Consider the following 22938-nt stretch of genomic DNA (forward strand, 5'->3'; position numbering starts at 1 on the left):
GACATTTGTCAAGTTTTGGGCAGATCAGTTTTCGCGTTTGACCACTTCGGGGATCAGCCCCTTGGGTGCAAATCGCAGCGCAATGGTGATGACGAGTCCGAGCACGAAGACGCGCATCTGCGCCGAACGCGCCTCGATTTCGGGGATCGCGCCCCAACCGAACTGCGTCGACCAGGTGCTGACGAATTCGAACACTGCCTTGGACAGCGGCTCGGAGACGACCCAGATCAACCAGAGCAGCACCGCGCCGAACAGCGCACCCCAATTATTGCCTGCACCGCCCACGATCACCATGACCCAGATGAGGAAGGTGTGGTTGATCGGCTGATAGCTCGAGGGATCGAAAATCTGCACGAAGCTGACCAGCATGGCGCCGCCAATGCCCATCAGCACCGAGCCGAAAACGAAGATTTCGAGTTGGCGGGCCGTGACGTTCTTGCCCATGGAGGTCGCCGCGATGTGGTTGTCGCGGATGGCTCGCATCATGCGGCCCCATGGACCGGCATAGGCGCGCGAGATCAGCCACAAAACGACGCCGAGCACCACAAGCGCCAAGAGAAGGAAGCCCGCGCGTGCCGCCAGCAGCGAATTGGCGAGGTTCATGCCGCTCGCCTGCCACTCTTGCGGCAATGGCGTCGGCCACGGGATCGGCGAAACGGTCAGGGTGCCGCGTGTCAGCCAGTCCATGTTCTTGATCAGCGCGCGAATAATCTCGGAAATGCCGATCGTGGCGATAGCGAGATAGTCGGTGCGGAGGCCAAGGCAGATTTTTCCGACCACATAGGCAATGCCAGCCGCGAGTACGCCGCCAAAAAGCCAGCCGAGAACCGGATGGCCGCCAAGGCCGCCAACCCAGCCACCACCGGCAGCAGATTCGATATAGGCCGCGGCCGGATCGATCTGGCTGCGATAGAGGATATAGGCGACGAACCAGGCGAGCACAGTCAGCGCCGCCTTCCACTTGCCGGTAATCCCGACTCGATCAGCCTTGCGCGCGGCCAGCACCAGCAGGGCCCCGATTGCGAAGGCGAACAGTGCCTTGCCCAGCATTGCCGGACCTTCCCCGCCCCAGAAAACGGGATTGACCGGATAGGAAATGAAGGTAACGGCGGCGCCGCCGACCATCAGGAAGCCCATGATGCCAAAATTGAACAGCCCGCCATAGCCCCACTGGATATTGAGCCCCAGGGCAATCAGCGCATAGGCGGCAGCTTCGACAAGGCGCGAGGAGGTGAAGGGAGCACCCATCACCCAGCCCATGAGCAGGATCAGGACAAACAGGCCGCCGAAAAGCGTCAGGGAACGCTGGATCATGACGAGGCTCCCTTGAAGATACCGGTCGGCCGCACCAGCAGCGTCACGACAAGAATGATGAATGCAACGGTGAGCTTATATTCAGTCGGCACCAGAGCCAGCGTCGGCGGCAATTGCATCCACTCGGGCAGGATCGCATTGAGCGGCCGCAGCAGCATGGTCCAGTTGAACACCGCCAGCGTTTCGGCAAAGCCGATAAGCAGCCCACCGGCGATAGCACCATAGGCCTGGCCGAGACCGCCGACGATGGCGGCGGCAAAGATCGGCAGGATGATGTTGAAGGCGAGGTCGGGCTTCAGAGTCACATCGAGCGCCAGCATGGTGCCGGCCATGCAGCCGAGCGCCCCGGCGATGATCCAAGTCACGCGCACGACGAGCGCGGTATTGATGCCCGAAACCTGGGCGAGGTCAGCATTGTCGGCCATGGCGCGCATGGCCTTGCCTAGCCGCGAGCGGGTCAGAAAGAAATGCAGTGCCAGCACGGAGACGACGGTGACCAGAATCATCAGCACCTGCGGCTCGGTGATGACAAGCGGCCTTGTCGAACCGATACCGGCCATGTCGATGCGGAACACTTCCTTGGGCTCGGTTTCGAAGAACGAATAAGAACCCGCGCCGAAGAACAGGCGAATAAGCCCCTGGATCATCAGCGTCACGCCAATGGACGCGATCAACAGCGTCACCGGCTTGGCGCCACGCTTGCGCAGTGGCGCATAAAAACCCTTGTCGATCCCGAGTGCCATGATTGCAGCCAGCACCATGGCGATGGGCAGCACGACAAACCCGGTGGGGATCGGCGTAACGATGCCCCAGGCTGCAAAGAGGCTGGCGAGCAGGAAAGCGATGAACGCGCCGCCCGTCATCAGTTCGGAATGGGCAAAATGCGCGAAGCGCAGAATGCCAAAAATCAGCGTGATACCGATGGCACCCAGCGCGTAGATGCAGCCGAGAACGAGACCGGAAATGACCACCTGATTGGTGAAGAAAACGAGTTCGGTCACGGCTCAGCCCCCGAGGAAAGACTTGGCGACTTCCGGGTCGGCGATAAGCTCCGCCCCGGTGCCGGTGAAGCGGTTCTGCCCGCTGGCAAGCACGAAGCCCTTGGAGGCAAAGGCCAGGGCCTGTCTTGCATTCTGTTCGACCATGAGAATGCCAACGCCTTCCTTGTTGACGCGCTGGATGGTCTCGAAGATCTCGATGACGTAGCGCGGCGAAAGGCCAGCCGAAGGCTCGTCGAGCATCAGAAGGGTCGGCTTGCTCATCAGGGCTCGGCCCATGGCCACCATCTGCCGCTGGCCGCCCGAAAGCTCGCCCGCCGGCTGCCGACGCTTCTCGCGCAGCACCGGGAACATCTCGTAGACCCATTCCATGGTGGACCGAAAATCGTCGGTGCGCGTAAAGGCGCCCATTTCGAGATTTTCTTCGACCGACATCGAGGTGAAAACGTTCTTTTCCTGCGGCACAAAGCTCAAGCCCTTGGGCACGAGCTTGTCCGGAAGGGAATTGGCGACGTTCTCGCCACCAAACTCGATCGTGCCGCCGGTGACCTTCAGGAGCCCGAAAATGGCCTTGAGCGTCGTCGACTTGCCCGCGCCGTTCGGCCCGACGATGACGCCGATATCGGTCTTCTCGATGGCGAGATTGACGCCATTGAGAATGGGGGCGCCACCATAGCCGCCCACCACATGTTTCAGTTCAATCAGCGGCATCAGACAGCAACCTCGGCAGGCGAGCCGAAATAGGCTTCGACGATTTGCGGATTGGCACGAATTTCGGCCATTGGACCTTCGGCGATCTTCTCGCCCTGCGCCATGACGATGACGGGATCGCAGAGCCGTCCGATCAGGTCCATGTCATGCTCGATGACGAAGAAGGTGTAGCCCAGCTCGCGATTCATGCGCTCGATATTGCTGGCAAGATCATTGAGGAGGCTCTTGTTAACGCCCGCCGCCACCTCGTCGAGCAGCACGACCTTGGCATCGACCATCATGGTACGGCCAAGCTCAAGCAGCTTTTTCTGCCCGCCGGAGAGGTTGCCTGCCAACTCGTTGCGCACATGGCCGAGCTTCAAAAAGTCGATGACGTCGAGCGCCTTCTTGCGCACCTCGGTCTCGCGGTTTTTTACCAGCCTGGGCTTGAACCAGGTCGAAACCAGGTGCTCGCCCGGCTGGTCACCAGGGACCATCATCAGGTTTTCGAGGGCCGTCATCTGCGAAAATTCGTGAGCGATCTGAAAGGTGCGCAACATGCCGATGCGGAAAAGCTGGTAGGGCTTCATACCAGTGACATCGGCACCATCGAAGATGACCTGGCCGCTATCGGGCGTGATATTACCAGCGACCATGTTGAACAGGGTCGACTTGCCCGCACCATTGGGGCCGATCAGCCCGGTGATCGATCCGCGCCGGACCGAGAGCGAGCAATTGTTGACGGCCAGGAGGCCGCCAAATCTTTTAGAGACGTTGCGAACGTCTATAACCAAATCGGTGGTCACTAAGCGCCCCGAATTTCCTGAATGCCATGCCGCCCAGTTAAATCCGGGCAATTTTGGGGCATCTGCTCACAAGAGGGACAAAGGGTCAACGCCGCTACGCGGCCCTTGGGGACAAAAAGCCCGGGTGAAATCGATTCTTTCAGGAATTTCAGTGGGTCAGACTGCTGCCAACACAGCATCGGCCGTCGACCTGTTATTGGCCAGCGGCACATCATAGAGCGTCGCCAAACGCGTCAGTGCCTTGACGTCGACATCGTGCGGCTGGGCTGAAAGCGGATCGATGAAGAAGATCAGCACATCGAGCCGGCCTTCGCAGATCATCGCTCCAAGCTGCTGGTCCCCGCCCAGTGGACCACTTTTAAGCAGCGTCACTTCAAGCCCCGTTGCCGCCATGATCCGGCTGCCGGTCGTGCCCGTGCCCCAGAGCTCGTGCTGAACAAGCTTGTGCCGATGCCGTTCGGCCCAGGCACAAAGGTCGTCCTTCTTGTCGTCATGCGCCACAAGGCCGATGCGAGCCATGCTTGTCTCCCTCGATCATGACCCTTCAAGCACGGCTCAGGCGAAAAGCGCAATGGCTTCGCTGACCAGCACATAGATGGAAGCCTCGGGAATCGGCTTGCCGGGATAGAGCCGCAGGAAACGACCCTTCTTGAGTTCGTCACCCATCAGCAGGCCTTCGGGGTCGGACAGCACCCGTCCATGCTCGAAATAGAGCGAGACCCTGTCGGCATAAGGAAAGACCGCGCAGACATGGCCCGCCTTTGCGTGACGGAAATTGACCGAACGCCAGCCGCGCATGACCTTGCCGGTCAGACCCGGCATGCCGCCTACAACCCCGATCAATTCACGGGCCAGGAGGCCGATTTCCTCGGGCAAGGGATCGAGCAGATCGTTGAGATCAGGCAGGTCCTGCATCGCGTCATCCAAAAGCAAAGCGCCGCCTCGTAGGCGACGCTTCGTTTTCTTCGTTTGCGCTGACAGGCGCTGTCAGCAGGCCTCAGAATTCGTCCCAATCCTGTGCCAGGGCCGTATTGCCATGGCTCTTGGGCAGGGGGCGCACAGCCGGTTTCGGCGGGGTCTTCGGCCGGCGCACTGCCGAGACAGGCGCTGCCGCAAGCCGCTGATGGCCTTCGATGCGGAACACGTCGACGATCTTGTCGAGTTCGCTCGCCTGGGCTTCCGTCTGCTCGATGGCGGCATTGGTTTCTTCGACCAGTGCCGCATTATGTTGAGTCATTTCGTCCATCTGCCGCACAGCGACGGTCACTTCCTCAAGCGCCGCCGACTGGGTGCGATTGGCCTGGGCGATGGTATCGATCAGATCAGCGCTTTCCTGGGCACCGGCCAAAATGTCGAGCAACACTTCGGCGGCGCGAGCCACCAATTGCGTGCCGCTGCGCACCTCGGCCGCGCTGGTTTCGATCAGCGCCTTCACTTCCGAGGATGCATTGGCAGCGCTCTGCGCCAGTCGCCGCACTTCCACGGCGACAACAGCAAAACCCTTGCCCGCTTCGCCGGCCCGCGCTGCTTCCACCGAAGCATTGAGGGCCAGGAGGTTGGTCTGGAAGGCAATGTCGTCGATCAGACCGATGATGTTGGAAATCTTGGACGAGGACGTTTCAATTGCGCCCATGGCGCCGTTGGCGGCCGTGATGGCTTCGCCGCCGGTCGTCGCGCTTTCGGCCACGCTGCGGGCCTTGTCGCTTGCTGTCGCGGCTCGCTTGGCGTTCTCCACCACCGCCGTAGACAATTGCTCGATCGCGGCCGTGGTTTCTTCGATGGTCGCGGCCTGGCGCGTGGTCCGGTCGGCCAGGTCATTGGTGCCAGAGAGAATTTCGCTCGTCGCCACCTTCATCTGGCGCGAGGTCTGCTGCAATTGCGCGACAATGGTGCTGAGCCGTTCGGCCACCGCATTGGTGTCGTGCTTGATCTGGTCGAATTCAGGCTCAAGTTCAGCCGTCACGCGCGTCGTCAGGTCGCCCCGCGCCACGTCCTGCAGCACGGCACCCGCGGCAGATACGGCAGCCTCGATCTTGGCTTTGGCCGCGTCGTCGGCTTTCCTCGTGTCGTCATTGAGCTTTTCGAAATAGGCCGAGACGCCGATATCGATGTCGAGCATGATCGCCTTGAGCACCGAAACCAGCGCACCGGTCAGCACCTGGACGTCCTTCATGACCTCCTTGAGATCGCGCGGCACGGAGCGCCCGAAGGCGCCCTTGGTGGGAGCCAGGGCCGTCGTCATGTAGTCGGTGATGATGCCCGTCATCAGCGTTTCGACGATGAGGCTATAGCCCCCGATATGCCAGCGCGGCTCAAGCCCGATCTGGGCGTGCCGCAGGCCGACGCGGGTGCTCGATTCGAAATAGTTCGCGTCGAGCTGGCCGGAGGCGATGGCGCCCCAGTGACCTACCTGCTTGCCCTGGGCACGGTTCATCTGCGGCTTGCCGTCGAAGAAACGCGCGGCGGCCGGCACGGTGGCGATATGACCATAGAACCGCTCGAGCGCCGGCACGAGATGCGCATCGATCAGCGGGCGGATATGCGCCAGGCGGCCCCGCGCCTCCTCATCGAGTTGAACGAAATCCAGCCGCGACTGCAGCTGCTCGTGAGAAGATTTAGACATGACCGGCCTTTGACTAGCGCAAGAGTTTGCTTAGTTTGAACCGCGGGCAAGTCCCCAGTCTTGATCACGATCAACCTGGGAACCCTATGGCGTTCTTGGTAAATTTCTCGTTTACCGACCCCGAAATTGCCTAAAGAACGGGCAGGTTTAGCTAGGCCGCGGAGCGCTCCTGCCGTGTCGTTCTCTGCTCCTGGCGGAAGACGTCGACAATGCCGTCGAGCTTGGCGGCCTGGGCCTCGGTCTGTTCGATGGCCGCATTGGTCTCTTCCACCAGCGCCGCGTTGTGCTGGGTCATCTCGTCCATCTGCCGAACCGCGGTCGCCACTTCGTTGAGCGCGCTCGATTGTTCCCGGCTGGCCTTGGCCATGTCCCCGATCAGCCCAAAACTGTCCTCGGCTCCGCGCAGGATATCGTCAAGTTTGCGCGCTGCCTGCTCGACGAACTGAGCGCCGGTCCGCACTTCGCCGGCACTGGTTTCGATCAATGCCTTGACGTCGGCCGATGCCTGCGCCGCCGATTGGGCGAGCCGCCGCACTTCCACAGCCACCACCGCAAATCCCTTGCCGGCATCACCCGCCCGCGCCGCTTCCACAGAAGCGTTTAGCGCCAGAAGGTTGGTCTGGAAGGCAATGTCGTCGATGAGCCCGATAATGTTGGAAATCTTGCCCGAAGAAGCCTCGATGGCAGCCATGGCCCCGGTCGCTTCCCCCATCACGACACCACCCTTGGTTGCGTCGTCGGCAAGGCTCTTGGCCTTCTCGCTGGCCGCCGCCGCCCGCTTGGCATTTTCGGCGACGGTTCCGGCAAGCTGTTCAACCGCGGCCGAGGTCTCTTCGATGGTCGCGGCCTGCCGCGTGGTGCGTTGCGACAGGTCATTGGCGCCGGCGAGAATTTCGGCGGTCGCGGTCTTGAGCGAGCCCGACGCATTGCGCAATCCGCCGACAATCGTCTGGAGCTGGCTCAGCGACTGATTGAATGCCTGCCGAAGCTGCTCATATTGCCCGGTGAAACTTGTATCGATCCGCCCACCGAGATCACCATTGGACATGCGTGCCAGGCTCTCGGTCAGTAGCGCGATAATGCCTTCCGCCCGCTTGCGCTCGGAAACGTCGGTAGCGAACTTGACGACCTTCACCACCTTGCCGGCGGCATCGAAGATCGGGTTGTAGGAGGCCTGAATCCATATCTCCTTGCCGCCCTTGCCGAAGCGCTGGAACTCGGCCGAGATATATTCGCCCGCTCCCAGTCTTTGCCAAAAGGACTTGTATTCCGTACTCGCGGCAAAGTCCTTGTCGCAGAACATCGAATGGTGCCGCCCGGCGACCTCCTCAAGACGATAACCCAGGGTCGCTAGAAAGTTCTGGTTGGCCTCGATCACCGTGCCATCGAGCTTGAAGGCGATGACGGCCTGAACGCGGGAGATCGCAGCCACCTGCGCCGCGTGGTCGGCCGCCACGCTCACCTGTTCGGTGATGTCGGTGGCAAACTTGATGACCTTTATCGGCTTGCCCGATTTATCCATGACCGGATTGTAGCTGGCCTGGATCCAGATTTCGCGCCCGCCCTTGGCGAGCCGCCGATAGGCCGCGGACTGAAACGAACCGCGCCGGAGTTCGGACCAGAAATTCTTGTAGTCGTCGCTCCCTGCATAGGCGGGATCACAAAACATCGAATGATGCTTGCCGACGATTTCCTCGAGGCGATACCCCATCGCGCCGAGAAAGTTTTCGTTGGCCGTGATGATCTTCCCCTCGAGAGTGAATTCGATGACTGCCTGGCTACGCGATATGGCCGCACATTTGGCCTCGAGATCGCGTATCGAAGCACTCTGCCCAAAGCCCAGCGCTCGCATTATTTTGGCCTCTTCTCTGGGGCGACAGCCGCCTATCACCCTCGTCACAAGGCTGCGCCCCGACGGTTAACAAATCCCTGCGATGCAAGTAGAATGTTTTTCGTATCTCAAGACAGCGCATGTAAAAAGACATGCCTGCAAATAGTGTGATTATACGGAAATCTGCGTAGATAACAGGTTGCCGGAAATTATCAGATCACGACCAACAATAGAGCGCCTATATTATAGGCCCTGTCCCGGCGAATAAAGAGGGGCGCCATTTCGGCGCCCCTTTGCTTTCGGTATAGGCCGTCCGCTCAGTGTTTCGGCTCAGAATTCGTCCCAGTCGGCCGAGACGGCGGCATTTCCTTGGCTGAGATAGGTCTTGGCCGCATTTTGGCGCGCCACCGGTCGCGGCGCTGGCCGCGAAGACCTCGAAACGGAGGGCTGGGGCGCGGCGGATCGATCGTCGGTATGGAACACGGCCACGATCCGGTCGAGCTCGCTCGCCTGGGCCTCGGTCTGTTCGATGGCAGCATTGGTCTGTTCCACCAGCGCGGCATTGTGCTGGGTCATCTCGTCCATCTGCCGCACAGCAACCGTCACTTCCTCGATCGCTGCCGCCTGCTCGCGGCTGTCGCGGGCCATGCCGTCCATCAGTGCCGAATTGGAGCGTGCCGCTTCGAGCATGGCAGCCAGCTTGGCCGCCGCTTCCGCCACGAGCCTGGTGCCCGCGCCCACTTCACCCGAAGATGCCTCGATCAGCGCCTTGACGTCAGAGGATGCCTGCGCTGCCGATTGGGCGAGCCGGCGCACTTCCACGGCCACCACGGCAAAGCCCTTGCCGGCATCTCCCGCCCGCGCCGCTTCCACTGAGGCGTTGAGCGCGAGAAGATTGGTCTGGAAGGCGATGTCGTCGATCAGCCCAATAATGTTGGAGATCTTGCCCGAGGAGGTGGAAATCTGCTCCATCGCCTTGGTGGCGCGGCTCATCACTTCCCCGCCCTCTTCGGCCGTGCGGCTCACCAATTGCGCATCGGCATTGGCATCGCGTGCCCGGTCGGCGTTCTGCAGCACGGTATGAGCGAGCTGCTCCATGGCCGCCGAGGTTTCCTCGATGGTGGCCGCCTGCTTGGTCGTGCGTTCGCTGAGATCATTGGCGCCCGAGAGGATTTCTCCGGTGGCCGTCTTGATCGAGCGCGAGGTGTGCTTGAGCTGGCCGACCACATCGCTCAGCGTTTCGGCCACCGCATTGGCGTCGTTCTTCAGCTTGGCAAAGGCGCCGCTGAAATTGCCCTGCATGCGTACCGTCAGGTCAGTCTGTGCCAGAGCGCCGAGCACGATGCCGGTCTCGGACACACCACTATCGACCGTCTCGACCAGCGAATTGACGCTGCGTGCGAGGCTGTTGAGTTCGGCATCGGGGAATTGGGCATGCACGCGCTTGGTGAAATCCCCGGCAATGGCGGCATCCACCACTTCGCCGAAAGCCGCCTGGAGGTCCGTCATCATGGCGCGGCGCTGCTGTTCGTCTGCCACGATGCGCGCTGCATCCGCCTCGGTCATCTGGCTGATCTTGAGCCCATTCTCGCGGAACACTTCCACGGCCCGTGCCATATTGCCGATCTCGTCCTTACCCTGCTGGTAGGGCACATCGAGATCATACTTCCCCTGCGCCAACTGACGCATGATGGCGGTCATCTTGCTGATCGGGCCGGAAATGAACCCGGCCCCGAACCAGACGAGACCGAGCGCAATCAGCGCCAGGACCGCGGCAGCCCCGATGGCGAGATTGCGGGTATTGTCGACGCCGGCATAGATCGTTGCCAGCGGCACCTGCATGATCATGGTCCAGGTCTCGGGCACGCCCGGGAACTGCATGGTCGTGGTCACCGCAAACTGCTGCACGCCATCGGCATCGACATAGGCCATGCCCTGTTCCATGCGCGCCGTATCCTGCAGCGCGGCGGCGACACCGGCCTCGACCGCCGTGCCGGCCAGCGCCGGATCGGGATTGACGATCCAGAGGCCGTTATTGCTGATGATCTGCACATTGCCCACGCCAAAAGGCTTGAGCTGGCCGATCACGCCCGAGATCGTGTCGAGCGTCAGGTCCGAGGTCAGGATGCCGATTGGCTTTTCGTTCTTGTGGATGACGACGCTGACCGTGGTCATCAATACGGTCTTGCCACCCACCGTATAGCTATAGGGCGGCACCAGCGCATTGCGGTCTTCCTTGAGCGGGGTGTCATACCAGTCGCCGGTTCCGGCTTCGGGCGACATGTCGAGCTGCTCGACAATCAACTCGCCATTGGGTCGGGCGAAATAGGGAACGAAACGGCCCGTCGCGTCCGAATAGGCATGACCGATGAATTCGGCATCCCGTCCATCGGGCTGGTTCGGCTCGAAAGCCAGCGTCATGCCCATCAGTGTCGGCCGTGCGCCGATCGCCTGGGTGACGATACGCCCCAATTGGTCGCGATCGACCACTTCACCTTGTATGGCGCCTTCGATCGCCGCACCCACGCCCTGGGTCATGTTGACGATACCGCCGAGCTGGCCCGAGGCCATCTGCGAATAGGAGGCAACCAGCGCCCTGGCACGCTCCTGCGCTTCGGTGCCGGCCGTCTGGTACATCAGGGCGATACCGCCCGCGATGAGCCCGGCCATGCTGACCGCAAACAGAACCCCGGCGCCCGTGACCAGCTTGGCGCGAATGGAAAGATCGGAAAACTTCATTTCAACGCAATTGCCTCCACACCCTTCTGGGCGGAATTCCCTCGCACAGCCCATTGCTGTCCCCCGGCCAAGCCAAGAGAAGCACCTGTGAGAGGGCCGTCTGGTGGCCGCCGAAGCGGACCATGATTTGCAATGTCTGCGTCCAACCGTAGCAATGCACGATTTGAGTTAAGTGCCGGTAAAGCATAACGGCAAACGATTGCCGCGCCCGGCGATGGGCAGGCGCAAGCCCAGAGCGAACAAGGGGACGGGCGCAGTTTGGCGCCCTTCCCCTTGTCTAAACGGTCAGATGATCTGTGATTGGGCTTAGAACTCGCTCCAGTCGTCGGCCTTCACCGCGGCATTGCCGTGGTTGAGGTAAGCCTTTGCGACCGACTTGAGCTTGTTCTGCAGACCCCGTGCACCCTGTGGTTGTGGCTCGGCGGCACGTGCAACCGGAGCGGCCCTCCGCCCGTCCGTCGCAAAGATGTCGACGATCCCATCGAGCTTGGTGGCCTGCGCCTCGGTCTGCTCGATGGCGGCGTTCATTTCTTCCACCAGCGCCGCATTGTGCTGGGTCATTTCGTCCATCTGCCGGACGGCCGCATTGACCTCCTCGATGGAAGAAGCCTGTTCCCGGCTCTCGCGGGCAATGCCGGTCATCAGGTCATTGGACGAGCGTGCCGCCTGCAGCATGGCCGCCAGTTTCGAGGCGGCGTCGCCAACAAGGCGCGTACCGCCACGCACTTCCGTCGCGCTTTGTTCGATAAGCTGTTTCACATCCGAAGATGCGCTCGCTGCAGATTGGGCGAGCCGTCGCACTTCGACGGCCACCACGGCAAAGCCCTTGCCCGCTTCGCCCGCCCGCGCCGCTTCCACTGAGGCATTCAAGGCAAGGAGATTGGTCTGGAAGGCGATATCGTCGATCAGCCCGATGATGTTGGAGATCTTGGCCGAAGACTGCGTGATCTTCTCCATGGCCTCGGTCGCCTGAGCCATCACCTGGCCGCCAACTTCAGCCGAACTGGTTACGTCGCCCGCTGCAGCGCTGGCCTCCTGTGCGCGCTGGGCATTCTGCAGCACCGTTGACGCAAGTTGCTCCATCGCCGCCGAAGTCTCTTCGATCGTCGCGGCCTGCTTTGTCGTACGTTCGGAGAGATCATTGGCGCCCGAGAGAATTTCTCCCGTCGCGGTCTTCAGCGTGCCCGAGGTCGAACGCAGTTCGCCCACCACATCGGTCAGACGATCCGCTACGGCATTCACGTCCGACTTCAGCCGCGCAAAAGCGCCCTGATAGTCGCCTTCCATCCGGTGGGTCAGATCGGTATCGGCCAGTGCCGAAAGCACGACGCCGGTCTCGCCGACACCGCGATCGACCGTTTCGACCAGACCATTGACCGAGCGCGCCAGCGCATTGAGTTCGTCATCGGGGAAATCGGCTTCCACCCGGCGCGAGAAATCGCCGGCAATGGCCGCATCCACCACATGCCCGAACGAGCGCTGCAGGTCGGTCATCATCTGCTGGCGGCTTTCCTGTTCCGAAAGGATACGGGCCGCTTCCGCCTCGGTCATCTGGCTGACGCGGAGCCCATTCTCGCGGAACACTTCCACCGCCCTGGCCATGGCGCCGATCTCGTTGCGACGCTCGACATAGAGCACTTCGGTATCGAAATTGCCGTCGGCGATCGCCTGCATGGTCGCGGCAAGTTTCGGCACCGGCTTGGTCAATTGCCGCGAAACAAAGAGCGCAAGAGCGCCCATGACGGCCAGCAGCACGCCGCCGATCACCAGCATGCCCGGAATTGACGCACGGGCCGAAGCTTCTGCTGCGCCAAGATCGGCACCAACCCAGAAAGCGCCGAGCAGCGTATTGTCGAGCTTGAGTATGGGGAAGAATTCGCCCCAATAGGTCTTGCCCAGAAGTTCGACCTCGCCCTCATAGGGCAGCGATTGCGACAGCGCTGCATGCGCAGGGCTCTGCGGATCGATCGCGAACTCCACTGCCCGATCGTCACCCTCGCCGGGGAAACTCGAGGTTTTCGCCAGAAACTGTCCGGTCGCAGGATCGATCGAGAAGACGACAGCCTCGGCGCCTGTCACACGCGTGATCGAGTCGATCGTGCCATTGTCGTAAAAGCGCGGGATGGAATAGGTCTGGAACGCCCCGACGCTATTGTCCTCGGCCCAGGTCACCACCGAACTCGCCAGCCGCTTTTCCAGAATCGTCGCGGCCGTCTTGAGGTCGGTCCGCTGCTGAATCTGGGCCTGCTGCAAAGCCTGCTCGCGCAGACCCATGTAGTTGCTCACCGAATAGGCGATGATCGTTACGACGATGCTGCCCAGAACCAGACCTGCAATAGCCGTCGTCAGCTTGGTGCTGCCAAGCGCGGAAAAAAGTTTCATGCGTCCCCCTCGACACCCTGCCCGGTGCCATCGCCTCAAATCTCTTGGTGCGCATCCTAAGGAGCGGGGGGTTAATGCGGCGTTGCTTGTATGGTAGGCCGCCCAAGAAAAAGGGCGCACGCGGCGCCCTCTCATTTTTTGTCGATCTGACAGTGCTCTAGAACTCGCTCCAATCGTCGGCCTTTACCGCGGCATTGCCGTGGTTGAGATAGGCCTTTGCGACCGACTTGAGCTTGTTATGCAGACCCCGTGCACCTTGAGGCTGTGGTTCGGCAGGGCGTGCAACAGGAGCCGCCCTTCGCCCGTCCGTCGCAAAGATGTCGACGATCCCATCGAGCTTGGTGGCCTGCGCCTCAGTCTGCTCGATGGCGGCGTTCATTTCTTCGACCAGCGCCGCATTGTGCTGGGTCATTTCGTCCATCTGCCGAACGGCAGCATTGACCTCCTCGATGGAGGAGGCCTGTTCGCGGCTCTCACGAGCGATGCCGTTCATCAGGTCATTGGACGAGCGTGCCGCCTGCAGCATAGCCGCCAGTTTCGAGGCGGCGTCGCCGACAAGGCGTGTCCCGCCCCGCACTTCCGTCGCGCTCTGTTCGATGAGCTGCTTCACATCCGAAGATGCACTTGCCGCAGACTGCGCCAGCCGTCGCACTTCGACGGCCACCACGGCAAAGCCCTTGCCCGCTTCACCGGCTCGCGCTGCTTCCACCGAAGCGTTGAGCGCCAGCAGGTTGGTCTGGAAAGCGATATCGTCGATCAGCCCGATGATGTTGGAGATCTTGGCCGAAGACTGCGTGATCTTCTCCATCGCCTCGGTCGCCTGCGCCATCACCTGACCGCCGACTTCGGCCGAACTGGTCACATCACCCGCCGCCGCACTGGCTTCCTGCGCGCGCTGCGCATTCTGCAGCACTGTTGACGCAAGCTGCTCCATGGCGGCCGAGGTTTCTTCGATCGTCGCGGCCTGCTTGGTCGTCCGTTCCGAGAGATCATTGGCGCCCGAGAGGATTTCTCCCGTCGCGGTCTTCAGCGTACCCGAGGTCGAACGCAATTCGCCCACCACATCGGTCAGGCGATCCGCCACCGCATTGACGTCCGACTTCAGCCGCGCAAAGGCGCCCTGATAGTCGCCTTCCATGCGATGGGTCAGATCGGTATTCGCCAGCGCCGAAAGCACGACCCCGGTCTCGCCAACGCCTCGGTCGACTGTTTCGACCAGGCCATTGACCGAGCGCGCCAGCGCATTGAGTTCGTCATCGGGGAAATCGGCTTCCACCCGACGTGAGAAATCGCCGGCAATGGCCGCATCCACCACGTGCCCAAACGAGCGCTGCAACTGCTGCATCATGGCCGCACGATCCGCCTGACCACGAATGATCGAGGCCGCTTCCGCCTCGGTCATCTCGGCCATTCGCAGCCCGTTCTGACGGAACACTTCCACTGCCCGCGCCATGGCGCCGATCTCGTCGCCGCGAGCGCCACCTGCCACTTCCACCGAGAGATCACCCTCGGCGAGCGTCTCCATCGTGTGGGTGAGCCGCGAGATCGGCCGGCTGATCGAACGGGAGAAAATAACGCCCAATACCGCCGCAATAGCCAGCAACACGCCGCCAACCAGCAGCGTCATGTTGCGCATGCTGACCACAGGCGCAAAGGCCTCTTCTTCCGGCTGCACGGCGGTAACCGCCCAGGTAACACCGCCCACGCTCACCGGCACGGCCCGTACCACCATGGACGCGCCGCGATAGTCGGTGCTCATGCCCTCGCCGGTCTGCCCGGAAAAGGCCGCCGTCACCACATCGGAGGTCAGCGTCGCGACGAGCACGTCGTCTGCTGGCGTCTTGGGCGACTCGCTGCGCAGGAGGCCATCCTGGCCCACGACCACCACTTCGCCGCTCGCGCCCATGCCCGAAAGCGCGGACACCCGGGCGCTCATCGTCGCCGGCGAAATCGCCAGCACCATGACGCCGGTCTTTTCATCCTTGTCAAAGACCGGCATGGCCATGAAACTCTGCGGAGTGCCGGCCGGCCCATAGACGGCAAAATCGACAAAGGCGGCAGAGCCGTCGGCAAGGTCCTTGGCCGCATTGAAAGCCTGGCCGAGCCCCGAGGCAGACAGGACCGGATCGGCAATCACATTGCCGGCGAAATCCATGTTCTTGGCAACCGAGTAGACCACATCCCCCGTGGCGCTGATCAGCAGCACGTCGGAATAGCCGCGCTCGACCTGCAGGGTGCGGAAGCCGGGATGGAAGCGCTTGTGCGGCGCGTCATAGCTCGCGCCCTTTGCGCCGACACTGTCGACCGCCGCCCGATCGGCCGGGTTGGGATTTTCGGTGACATAGGCCGCCTGCAATTGCAGCGCTGCGCGCTCCTTGAGCCCCATGCGCAATTCCTCGAGCGCGCGGGTCAGGTTCTTCATCGCCGTTACGGTATCGGAGCGCTGGACGAACAGCCGGAGGTCAACCTCCGCGCTCGAGAAATACTCGCTGACCATGGTCGTGGCGGTCGCAAGCGAAGCCTGCATGGATTGGTTACGCTGTTCCTCGACCGTCCCCAGGCCGATGAAATAGCTTGCAATGCCAACCCCGGCACTGACTACCAGCGCCGAACCGACCAAAGCCAATGGCAGCTTCTGCGCGATGCGCAGTTGCGGAATAAATCGCACCCTTGTTTCCCCCAAGCATGTTCCGATCCGGCGGCCCTCCGGCCGACCGCGTCCCAGCCAGCGTCTGGCGCTGCGGGATCGGACAAATCTCCTCCTGCAATCGTTACATATTTAGGTTTAACCACTTATTACGGCGTCAACGGACGCGAAAGCAGGCCCGGAAAAGCAAAGCGCCCCCAACCGGTCGGTTGGAGGCGCTTCAGCAATTGGTTCAGTGGTAGACCGATCAGGTCAGCGCGCCGATGACCGCCTCGATACGCTTCTTCATGGTCGAAACGTCGAACGGCTTGATGATGTAGTTGTTCACCCCGGCGGAGATGGCTTCCTTCACCTGCTCGGCGTCGGAACGTCCGGTCGCCATGATGAAGGGCATGGCCTGGGTCCGCGGGTGCTTGCGGATCACCTTGAGCAGGGTCAGCCCGTCGATATCGTCCATGTTCCAGTCGGAAATGATCAGATCGACATTGGCCCCTTCGAGCTTGCCCAACGCATCGCGGCCAGACTTGGCCTCGATGATATCCTTGAAGCCGAGCTGATTGAGAATGTACTTACAGATGCCACGCATGGACTGCTGGTCATCAACGATCAGGACGCTGACAGCACTGGCTTTAGGCATGGACTCTATCTACCTCTTACCGCCGGAGCCTGGGCCCCGGTATTCAAAATCATCCTAGGTGCGAGAGGTTACAATTCTCTCAATTGCACCGCATGGATTGCGGGCTTGCCGTTAAGCTGCCGAGCGTAAACGAACGAGGGCATTGGCAAGCTTGCCCGCTACCTGTTCGAGGGGAGCCTGTTCGACCACGGCGCCTTCCTCGAAGGCAACGCGCGGCATGCCATAGACCAGGGCCGAAGCCTGGCTCTGCCCCACCGTATAGGCGCCGGCATCGCGCATGAGCTTGAGGCCCCGCGCCCCATCGCGGCCCATGCCGGTCAGGATGGCGCCAACCGCCATATGCCCCACGGCCTTGGCGACGGATTCAAACAGCACATCGACGCTGGGACGATGACCGCTGGTCAACTCGTCCTGGCTCAGCCGGCATTTGAGCTGCCCCGAAGACCGCTCGACACGCAAGTGATAGTCGCCGCGCGCCACATAGGCGTGGCCGCGTTCAAGGATCATGCGGTCCTCGGCCTCGACCACCTTGATAGCGCAAAGCTCATCGAGCCGTGCCGCAAAGCGGCCCGTGAAGCCGGCCGGCATATGCTGGGCAATAACCACCGGCGGACAATCTGCCGGCATGTTGGTGAGCACGGCGCGGATGGCTTCGACGCCACCGGTAGAAGCGCCAATGGCGATCAGGGCCCCATCGGGCGCCGCTGCGGTTTTCACCGAAGTCTTCGGCGCCTCGATCCGTGTCGCCGCGCCGCGAACGTCAGCGCGAGCCGCATCGCGGATCTTGTCGCGAAGGCTTGCGCCGAACGCATCGAGTCCGCCGGCAAATTCGGCGCTGGGCTTTGCCACGAAATCGATAGCGCCCAGTTCGAGCGCTAGAAGCGTTTCACTGGCGCCCTTCTTGGTGAGCGTCGACACCATGACGACCGGCATGGGGCGCAGGCGCATCAGTTTTTCGAGGAAGTCGAGCCCGTTCATATTGGGCATTTCGATATCAAGCGTCACCACGTCGGGGTTGAGCTGCTTGATCTTTTCGCGCGCTTCGATCGGGTCCGTTGCCGTGCCGACGACAGTGATGTCGGCGTCGCGGGACAACATGCGGGTGAGCACCTCGCGAATGAGGGCCGAGTCGTCGACGACCAGAACCTTGATAGTCATGCTGCTTCTCGTTTGTTCATCCGCTTGGATTGATAGATGGTCTTGCCCACGAGGCGGAAACCTTCCCCGCCCGAACCCAGATTTTCCGAGTGGCCGATATAGAGGAAGCCTTCAGGGGCAAGGAGCTTGCCGAAGCGGCCGAAGACGGCCCCCTGCGTCGGCTTGTCGAAATAGATTGCCACATTGCGGCAGAAGATGGCGTCGAACGGCCCCTTCATCGGCCATTCGGCGATCAGGTTGAGCGGCCTGAACGACACCAGTTCGTGCGCGGCCTGCGGCACCTGCACCGTGCCATCACCGTGCTTTTGGAATGGCCGGGCGCGTTCGCTGCTGAGGCCGGAAAGCTCGTTTTCCGGATAGATGCCGCGCGCCGCCTTGGCGATCACGGCCGTGTCGATGTCGGTCGCGAGAATCTTGAAGTCCCAGCGCTTGAGCTCTGGAAAGGCATTGAGCAGATCCATGCCGATCGTATAGGGCTCCTGCCCCGTCGAGCAGCCGGCCGACCAGATGCGCAGGCGCTGTCCGCGTGGGCGTTCGCTCATCAGCGTGCCGACATAGGTCTTGAGATGATCGAAATGGTGATCTTCGCGGTAAAAGCGCGTGAGATTGGTGGTCAGGGCGTTGACGAAGTCTTGCCCGTCACTGGCCGAGGCGCCCTTTTCGAGAAAATCGACATAGTCGTCGAAGCTGGCGAGTTCGAGCGCCCGGACGATCTTTGACAGGCGCGATACCACCAGGGTCCGCTTGGCGTCGCTAAGGGAAATGCCGGCGACCTTATAGACGCGGCTTTTGATGCGCGAAAACTCGCGCTCGCTGAGGGAAATTTCTCCCTGTTCCATGAAACCTTCCCCGACTACCCAGGCCCTTGTCGCGCAGCGGCGAGTTGCCGTTCCGCGAGCATGGTGCGATTGCCGCGCCACGCTGTTGAGCGAAAGTCATTCTGGCCGGTTCATTCCTTAGATTGCGTAAATTCCCCCCGGAAAGCCGGGCGATATTTGCGTCAGGCCGCCTAGAAAAGTTCGATATCGTCGACCGGTGCGGGCACCACGACACGACGCTTGGCGAGCGCCAGTTCTTCCTTGGCGACATTGGCACCGACATCGCTGTCGAGCCGCTTGATGAAGGCGCGACCGGAATGGGGTTTGAACAGCACGCGCCGGGCGAAATTGCCGCCAAGGTCTTCGCTCGAGGCCATATAGCCTTCGTCGGCGAGGAACTGGCGCACGAATTCGATATTCTTGGCCCCGACATCGTCGAGCGCCGAATTGATCTTGCCGCCGCCAAAGACCTTGATCTCGAGATTGGACTTCTTGCCCGAGCCTTGCGAGAGCACCTTGTTGATGAGCTGCTCCATGGCGAAGGCGCCATAGCGGGCCGAAGCGCCATAACGGTCCTTGGCCGAACCCGACTGCTCTGCAAGGAGGAAATGGTTCATCCCGCCGACATTGGCGACTCGGTCCCTGACGCAGGCCGAAATGCACGAGCCCAAAACAGTCGAGAACGTGACATCCTGCGCCGCAGAAACGTGGCAATCACCCTGATGGACCGTGGTCACGATACCTCTGTCGAATTCAGGAGGCAGGGAGCTATTCTGGCCCATTTGTCTACGAATACCCGTCGAGTCCAATTGCTTCCGACCTTAGCTTTAACTCGTTAGCCAAACGCTAACCACGCTACGCGGGTGATCCCGATCTAGTGGTCACGGCAAGAAGCGGTTTAGAAATAATCGGATAGTGTGGGCCGGTAGACCTGAGGTTATGCGTATGTCATTGCAGAAACTGGCAAGAGAGCTCGACGAAACAGCCCGTCAGTCCGCCGCAATGTTGGAAGGGATTACCGAAGCCCTAGACCTTCTGACCGATTCTTCGGCCGGCAAGGACGCTTCCGTACGCCAGGCCATGATGATGATCATCACCGCCCTCCAGGGCCAGGACCGCATCGAACAACGCTGCCGCAATATGGCACTGGCCGCCCGCCAGTTTTCGCTCTTGCCACCGACTGCCCCTGAAAGCGTCTACGACGAAATCTGGCAGAGCCTGACGCTCGACGAGTTGCGCGTCCCAGCCCTCTCCGGCGTCGCCGCCAACCAGCCCCACGGCGAGATCGAGCTTTTTTAGGCCGAATGGCAGCCAAGTTTGCGTTACTTGCCAATAGGTGCAAATGAGATACCTTTTGGTGGCTGTGCTACTGGCGATTGAGGTGGGAGACCACCGGGGACCACAGCGTTATCGGCCGCTCGCCTGGGCATTCTCGAAAACAATGAGGATGTCATGCTGCGCGTTGCAATCTACCTATTTGACGGCGTTACCGCTCTCGATGCCGTAGGGCCATTTGAGTCGCTTTCTCGAAGCCCCGAAATCGAGGTCTCCTTCGTCGGACGGCAGGTTGGCCAGGTCCGAACCGGCAATCGAGCACTGGGCCTCTTTGTCGATCACTGCATCGACGATGTCGAACAAGCCGATGTCCTAATTGTCCCCGGCGGCGGCGCTCCCGGACTGGGTGAGGCCCTAGCGGACGTCAAACTCCACGCATGGATAAGAAAGATCGATGCTACAACTAGATTGACTTGTTCGGTCTGCACAGGCGCTCTCATTCTGGGCGCTGCCGGACTGCTTGATCGTCGTCGCGCCTCAACGCACTGGCGGGCAAGGAATGCCCTGGCCGGCTTCAGCGCGATCTATTCTCCCGATCGCGTCACCCACGACGGCAAGTACATGACCAGTGCAGGCGTCTCCGCGGGCATCGACCTTGGGCTGACAGTCTGCGGCCAACTCCTCGGCACCGAACTTGCCGAGGCAATCGAACTCAGCATGCAATACGACCCCACGCCTCCGTACGGAACGGGCGATCCCAAGCGCCATGCCACCCCCGAACGCGTTCGATTGGTCGAAGATATGCTCCGGTAGGCAACAATAGAAAGGGCGCCAACGGCGCCCCATCCATTTCGGAAAATTGCAGTTTCGACTAGCCGTCGAGCTTGGCGCCGTTGACCACGGCGTGGAGGTCGATGAGACCCACCATGCGGCTGTCATGGGTGATGATGCCGTTGAGCAGTTCAGTGTCGATGGCATTGCCTTCGGGCACGTTGTGGATGTCTTCGCGGCTCACGGTCAGAATATCGGACACAGCGTCGACGAGGATGCCGACCCACTTGTCACCCACGCTCATCACCACCACGACGTGGTTTTTGGTGGGCGAGGTCTGGCCATCGCCAAAGCGGGCGCGCAGGTCGAAGATCGGCACGATGGTGCCGCGCAGGTTGATCACGCCGCGCACGAAGTCGCGCGTGTTCGGCAGCGGGGTAGCACCATTCCAGGCGCGGATTTCGCGCACCGTGGTGATTTCCACGCCATAGGTCTGCTCGCCAATCGAGAAGGCGATAAGTTGCAGGGTGTTCTGGCCTGCGACGGCCGTTTTATCCCCAATGTCTTCGCGGAGGCTGAGCGCTTCCATTTTCCAGGCCTTTCTGCCGCCCTTCTGGGCCGGTTACACACTGTGAGCGGCTAACGAGCCGCGCATTACTCGTATTCCGGCGCGGCATCGCCGCCGCGCCACTTGTTCGACTAGGCCGCGTTCTGGTGGATCTGGTGAACACGCAGACCCTGCACGTCGACGATGAGAGCGACATTGCCGTCGCCCAGGATCGTGCCGCCGGCAATGCCTTCGACCTGCTCGAAGTTTTCTTCGAGCGATTTGATGACGACTTGCTGCTGGCCGATGATGTCGTCGACCACGAGCGCCACTTTCTGGCTGCCTTCGCTTTCGCACAGCACCACGAACCGATCGTCGGGCGCCTTGTTCGAATGCATGCCGAAGCGCTGCGCCACGTCGATGACCTGCACATATTCGCCACGCACCTGCAGCACCTGGCCGCCGGAGGGTACGCGTTCGAACACGGCGCCAGAGCACTGCATGGTTTCAACGATCGAGGAAAGCGGCACCACATAGGGGCTTTCGCCGACCTTGACGAGCATGACATCGAGCACGGCCAGGGTCAGCGGCAGGCGCAGCGTCATGCGCGAGCCCTTGCCGGTCCAGGAACGGACATGCACGGAGCCGCCGATCTTCTTGATATTGGAGAGCACCACGTCCATGCCGACGCCGCGGCCGGAAATGTCGCTCACCGCATCGGCGGTCGAGAAGCCCGGCGCGAAGATCAACTGGTCGATCTGCTCGTCGGTCGGGGTGATATCGGGGGCAACGAGACCCTTGTCGCGGGCAAGCTGGAGCACGCGTTCACGGTTGATGCCGTTGCCATCGTCTTCAACGATGATGAGGATATTGCCGCCAGCCTGTTCGGCCGAAAGGCGAATGGTGCCGATTTCGGACTTGCCACGCGCCTTGCGCTTTTCCGGATCCTCAATGCCATGGTCGGCCGAGTTGCGGATCATGTGGGTCAGCGGATCGGAAAGCTGCTCGATGACAGTCTTGTCGATTTCGGTGTTTTCGCCGATCGTTTCGAGCTTGATCTTCTTGCCGGTCTTGGTCGCAAGTTCGCGCACGAGGCGCGGCATGCGCGAGAACACCGATTTCACGGGTTGCGCACGGATGGCCATGACCGAGTCCTGCAGGCCACGCGTCGTCTGCGCCAGAACTTCGAGGCCGCGCACCAGCTCGGTGTAGCGAGCGCGCAGGTTCTCATCCATCTGCTGGGTCAACATCGACTGGGTGATCACCAGCTCGCTGACCATGTTGACGACACGATCAACCTTGTCGAGATCGACGCGGATCGACTGCACACCAGTGGCGCGATTGCCGCCTTCTTCGCCACCTTCTCCGCTCGCAGCGGGTTTTGGCGCGACAACAGCCTTGGGTGCTGCAGCCTGCGGCACGGGCCGGGGCGGCGCAGAGGCCGAGATTTCATTGGCGAGATCGGCAAAGCTGAGCGCCGGCTCTTCGGCAACAGGCGCTGCTTCCACTGGAGCGGCAGGCGCTTGGGCGACGAGGCGCACAGGAGCGGAAGCCACTTCGTCTTCAGTGAGCGCCATCAGATTTTCGTTGCCTTTGGCGGGCTGGACGACGGCAACAGGCGCCGGAGCCACCACAGAAGCCGGAGGCGGCACGACATGGCCGAGCGGCACCACTTCGATGCTGCAATCGCCGTCGACGAATT

The 22938-nt window shown here is 61.4% G+C and carries 19 protein-coding genes and 1 riboswitch; of the genes, 2 read left to right on the top strand and 17 right to left on the bottom strand.

Annotated features, from left to right (window positions below; translation table 11 throughout):
* Positions 1–24 precede the first annotated feature (24 nt).
* The 15 genes from ABW043_RS20315 to ABW043_RS20385 all read right to left on the bottom strand — a co-directional run bounded on the left by ABW043_RS20315 (position 25) and on the right by ABW043_RS20385 (position 19380).
* The gene (locus ABW043_RS20315; RefSeq protein WP_353923013.1) at positions 25–1314 is read right to left on the bottom strand and encodes a branched-chain amino acid ABC transporter permease; all 1290 of its coding nucleotides are present in this window, start codon (positions 1312–1314) and stop codon (positions 25–27) included.
* Positions 1311–2315: a branched-chain amino acid ABC transporter permease gene (locus ABW043_RS20320; protein WP_353923014.1), complete on the bottom strand. Its 1005-nt coding sequence runs from the start codon at positions 2313–2315 to the stop codon at positions 1311–1313. Before ABW043_RS20320 ends, ABW043_RS20315 begins: the two co-directional genes overlap by 4 nt.
* 3 nt (positions 2316–2318) lie before the next feature.
* On the bottom strand, positions 2319–3023 hold the full coding sequence (locus tag ABW043_RS20325) for an ABC transporter ATP-binding protein (protein ID WP_353923015.1): 705 nt from the start codon (positions 3021–3023) through the stop codon (positions 2319–2321).
* Entirely contained in the window at positions 3023–3808 is a 786-nt protein-coding gene (locus ABW043_RS20330) for an ABC transporter ATP-binding protein (protein ID WP_353923016.1), read from the bottom strand. Before ABW043_RS20330 ends, ABW043_RS20325 begins: the two co-directional genes overlap by 1 nt.
* A gap of 156 nt (positions 3809–3964) precedes the next feature.
* Positions 3965–4327, bottom strand: a complete 363-nt coding sequence (locus ABW043_RS20335) for a methylglyoxal synthase (protein WP_353923017.1) — start codon at positions 4325–4327, stop codon at positions 3965–3967.
* Between the two features lie 36 nt (positions 4328–4363).
* Entirely contained in the window at positions 4364–4723 is a 360-nt protein-coding gene (locus ABW043_RS20340) for a DUF1801 domain-containing protein (RefSeq protein ID WP_353923018.1), read from the bottom strand.
* An 82-nt stretch (positions 4724–4805) separates the two neighbouring features.
* Positions 4806–6431 (bottom strand): methyl-accepting chemotaxis protein, encoded by a 1626-nt coding sequence (locus ABW043_RS20345; RefSeq protein WP_353923019.1) that lies wholly within the window; start codon positions 6429–6431, stop codon positions 4806–4808.
* 151 nt (positions 6432–6582) lie between these two features.
* Positions 6583–8283: a methyl-accepting chemotaxis protein gene (locus ABW043_RS20350; RefSeq protein WP_353923020.1), complete on the bottom strand. Its 1701-nt coding sequence runs from the start codon at positions 8281–8283 to the stop codon at positions 6583–6585.
* A gap of 309 nt (positions 8284–8592) precedes the next feature.
* A complete protein-coding gene (locus ABW043_RS20355) occupies positions 8593–11001 on the bottom strand; it encodes a methyl-accepting chemotaxis protein (RefSeq protein WP_353923021.1) in 2409 nt (802 codons plus the stop codon).
* Between the two features lie 306 nt (positions 11002–11307).
* Entirely contained in the window at positions 11308–13383 is a 2076-nt protein-coding gene (locus tag ABW043_RS20360) for a methyl-accepting chemotaxis protein (RefSeq protein WP_353923022.1), read from the bottom strand.
* A gap of 157 nt (positions 13384–13540) precedes the next feature.
* Positions 13541–16051 (bottom strand): methyl-accepting chemotaxis protein, encoded by a 2511-nt coding sequence (locus ABW043_RS20365; RefSeq protein WP_353923023.1) that lies wholly within the window; start codon positions 16049–16051, stop codon positions 13541–13543.
* A 226-nt stretch (positions 16052–16277) separates the two neighbouring features.
* A complete protein-coding gene (locus ABW043_RS20370; protein WP_035085417.1) occupies positions 16278–16667 on the bottom strand; it encodes a response regulator in 390 nt (129 codons plus the stop codon).
* Positions 16668–16778: 111 nt separating this feature from the next.
* Positions 16779–17825 carry a protein-glutamate methylesterase/protein-glutamine glutaminase gene (locus tag ABW043_RS20375; RefSeq protein WP_353923024.1) on the bottom strand — a complete coding sequence of 349 codons (1047 nt, stop codon included), beginning with the start codon at positions 17823–17825 and terminating at the stop codon, positions 16779–16781.
* On the bottom strand, positions 17822–18664 hold the full coding sequence (locus ABW043_RS20380) for a CheR family methyltransferase (RefSeq protein ID WP_353923025.1): 843 nt from the start codon (positions 18662–18664) through the stop codon (positions 17822–17824). The genes ABW043_RS20375 and ABW043_RS20380 overlap by 4 nt, the downstream gene beginning before the upstream one ends.
* 170 nt (positions 18665–18834) lie before the next feature.
* On the bottom strand, positions 18835–19380 hold the full coding sequence (locus ABW043_RS20385) for a chemotaxis protein CheD (protein WP_353923026.1): 546 nt from the start codon (positions 19378–19380) through the stop codon (positions 18835–18837).
* A 208-nt stretch (positions 19381–19588) separates the two neighbouring features.
* Between ABW043_RS20385 and ABW043_RS20390 the strand changes: the two genes are divergently transcribed.
* Complete coding sequence (locus ABW043_RS20390; protein ID WP_295412704.1) at positions 19589–19942, top strand: hypothetical protein; 354 nt, start codon at positions 19589–19591, stop codon at positions 19940–19942.
* A 56-nt stretch (positions 19943–19998) separates the two neighbouring features.
* A riboswitch (ZMP/ZTP riboswitch) is annotated at positions 19999–20078 on the top strand.
* Between the two features lie 17 nt (positions 20079–20095).
* Positions 20096–20731, top strand: a complete 636-nt coding sequence (locus ABW043_RS20395) for a DJ-1/PfpI family protein (RefSeq protein WP_353923027.1) — start codon at positions 20096–20098, stop codon at positions 20729–20731.
* Positions 20732–20789: 58 nt separating this feature from the next.
* On the opposite strand, the gene ABW043_RS20400 is transcribed toward ABW043_RS20395, so the two are convergent.
* Both ABW043_RS20400 and ABW043_RS20405 read right to left on the bottom strand, forming a co-directional pair.
* The gene (locus tag ABW043_RS20400; protein ID WP_353923028.1) at positions 20790–21278 is read right to left on the bottom strand and encodes a chemotaxis protein CheW; all 489 of its coding nucleotides are present in this window, start codon (positions 21276–21278) and stop codon (positions 20790–20792) included.
* 110 nt (positions 21279–21388) lie between these two features.
* Positions 21389–22938 (bottom strand): chemotaxis protein CheA (locus ABW043_RS20405; protein WP_353923029.1); only part of this gene is annotated, 1550 nt, incomplete at its 5' end.

The sequence above is a fragment of the Devosia sp. genome (genome assembly GCF_040509215.1).
Taxonomy (GTDB): domain Bacteria; phylum Pseudomonadota; class Alphaproteobacteria; order Rhizobiales; family Devosiaceae; genus Devosia.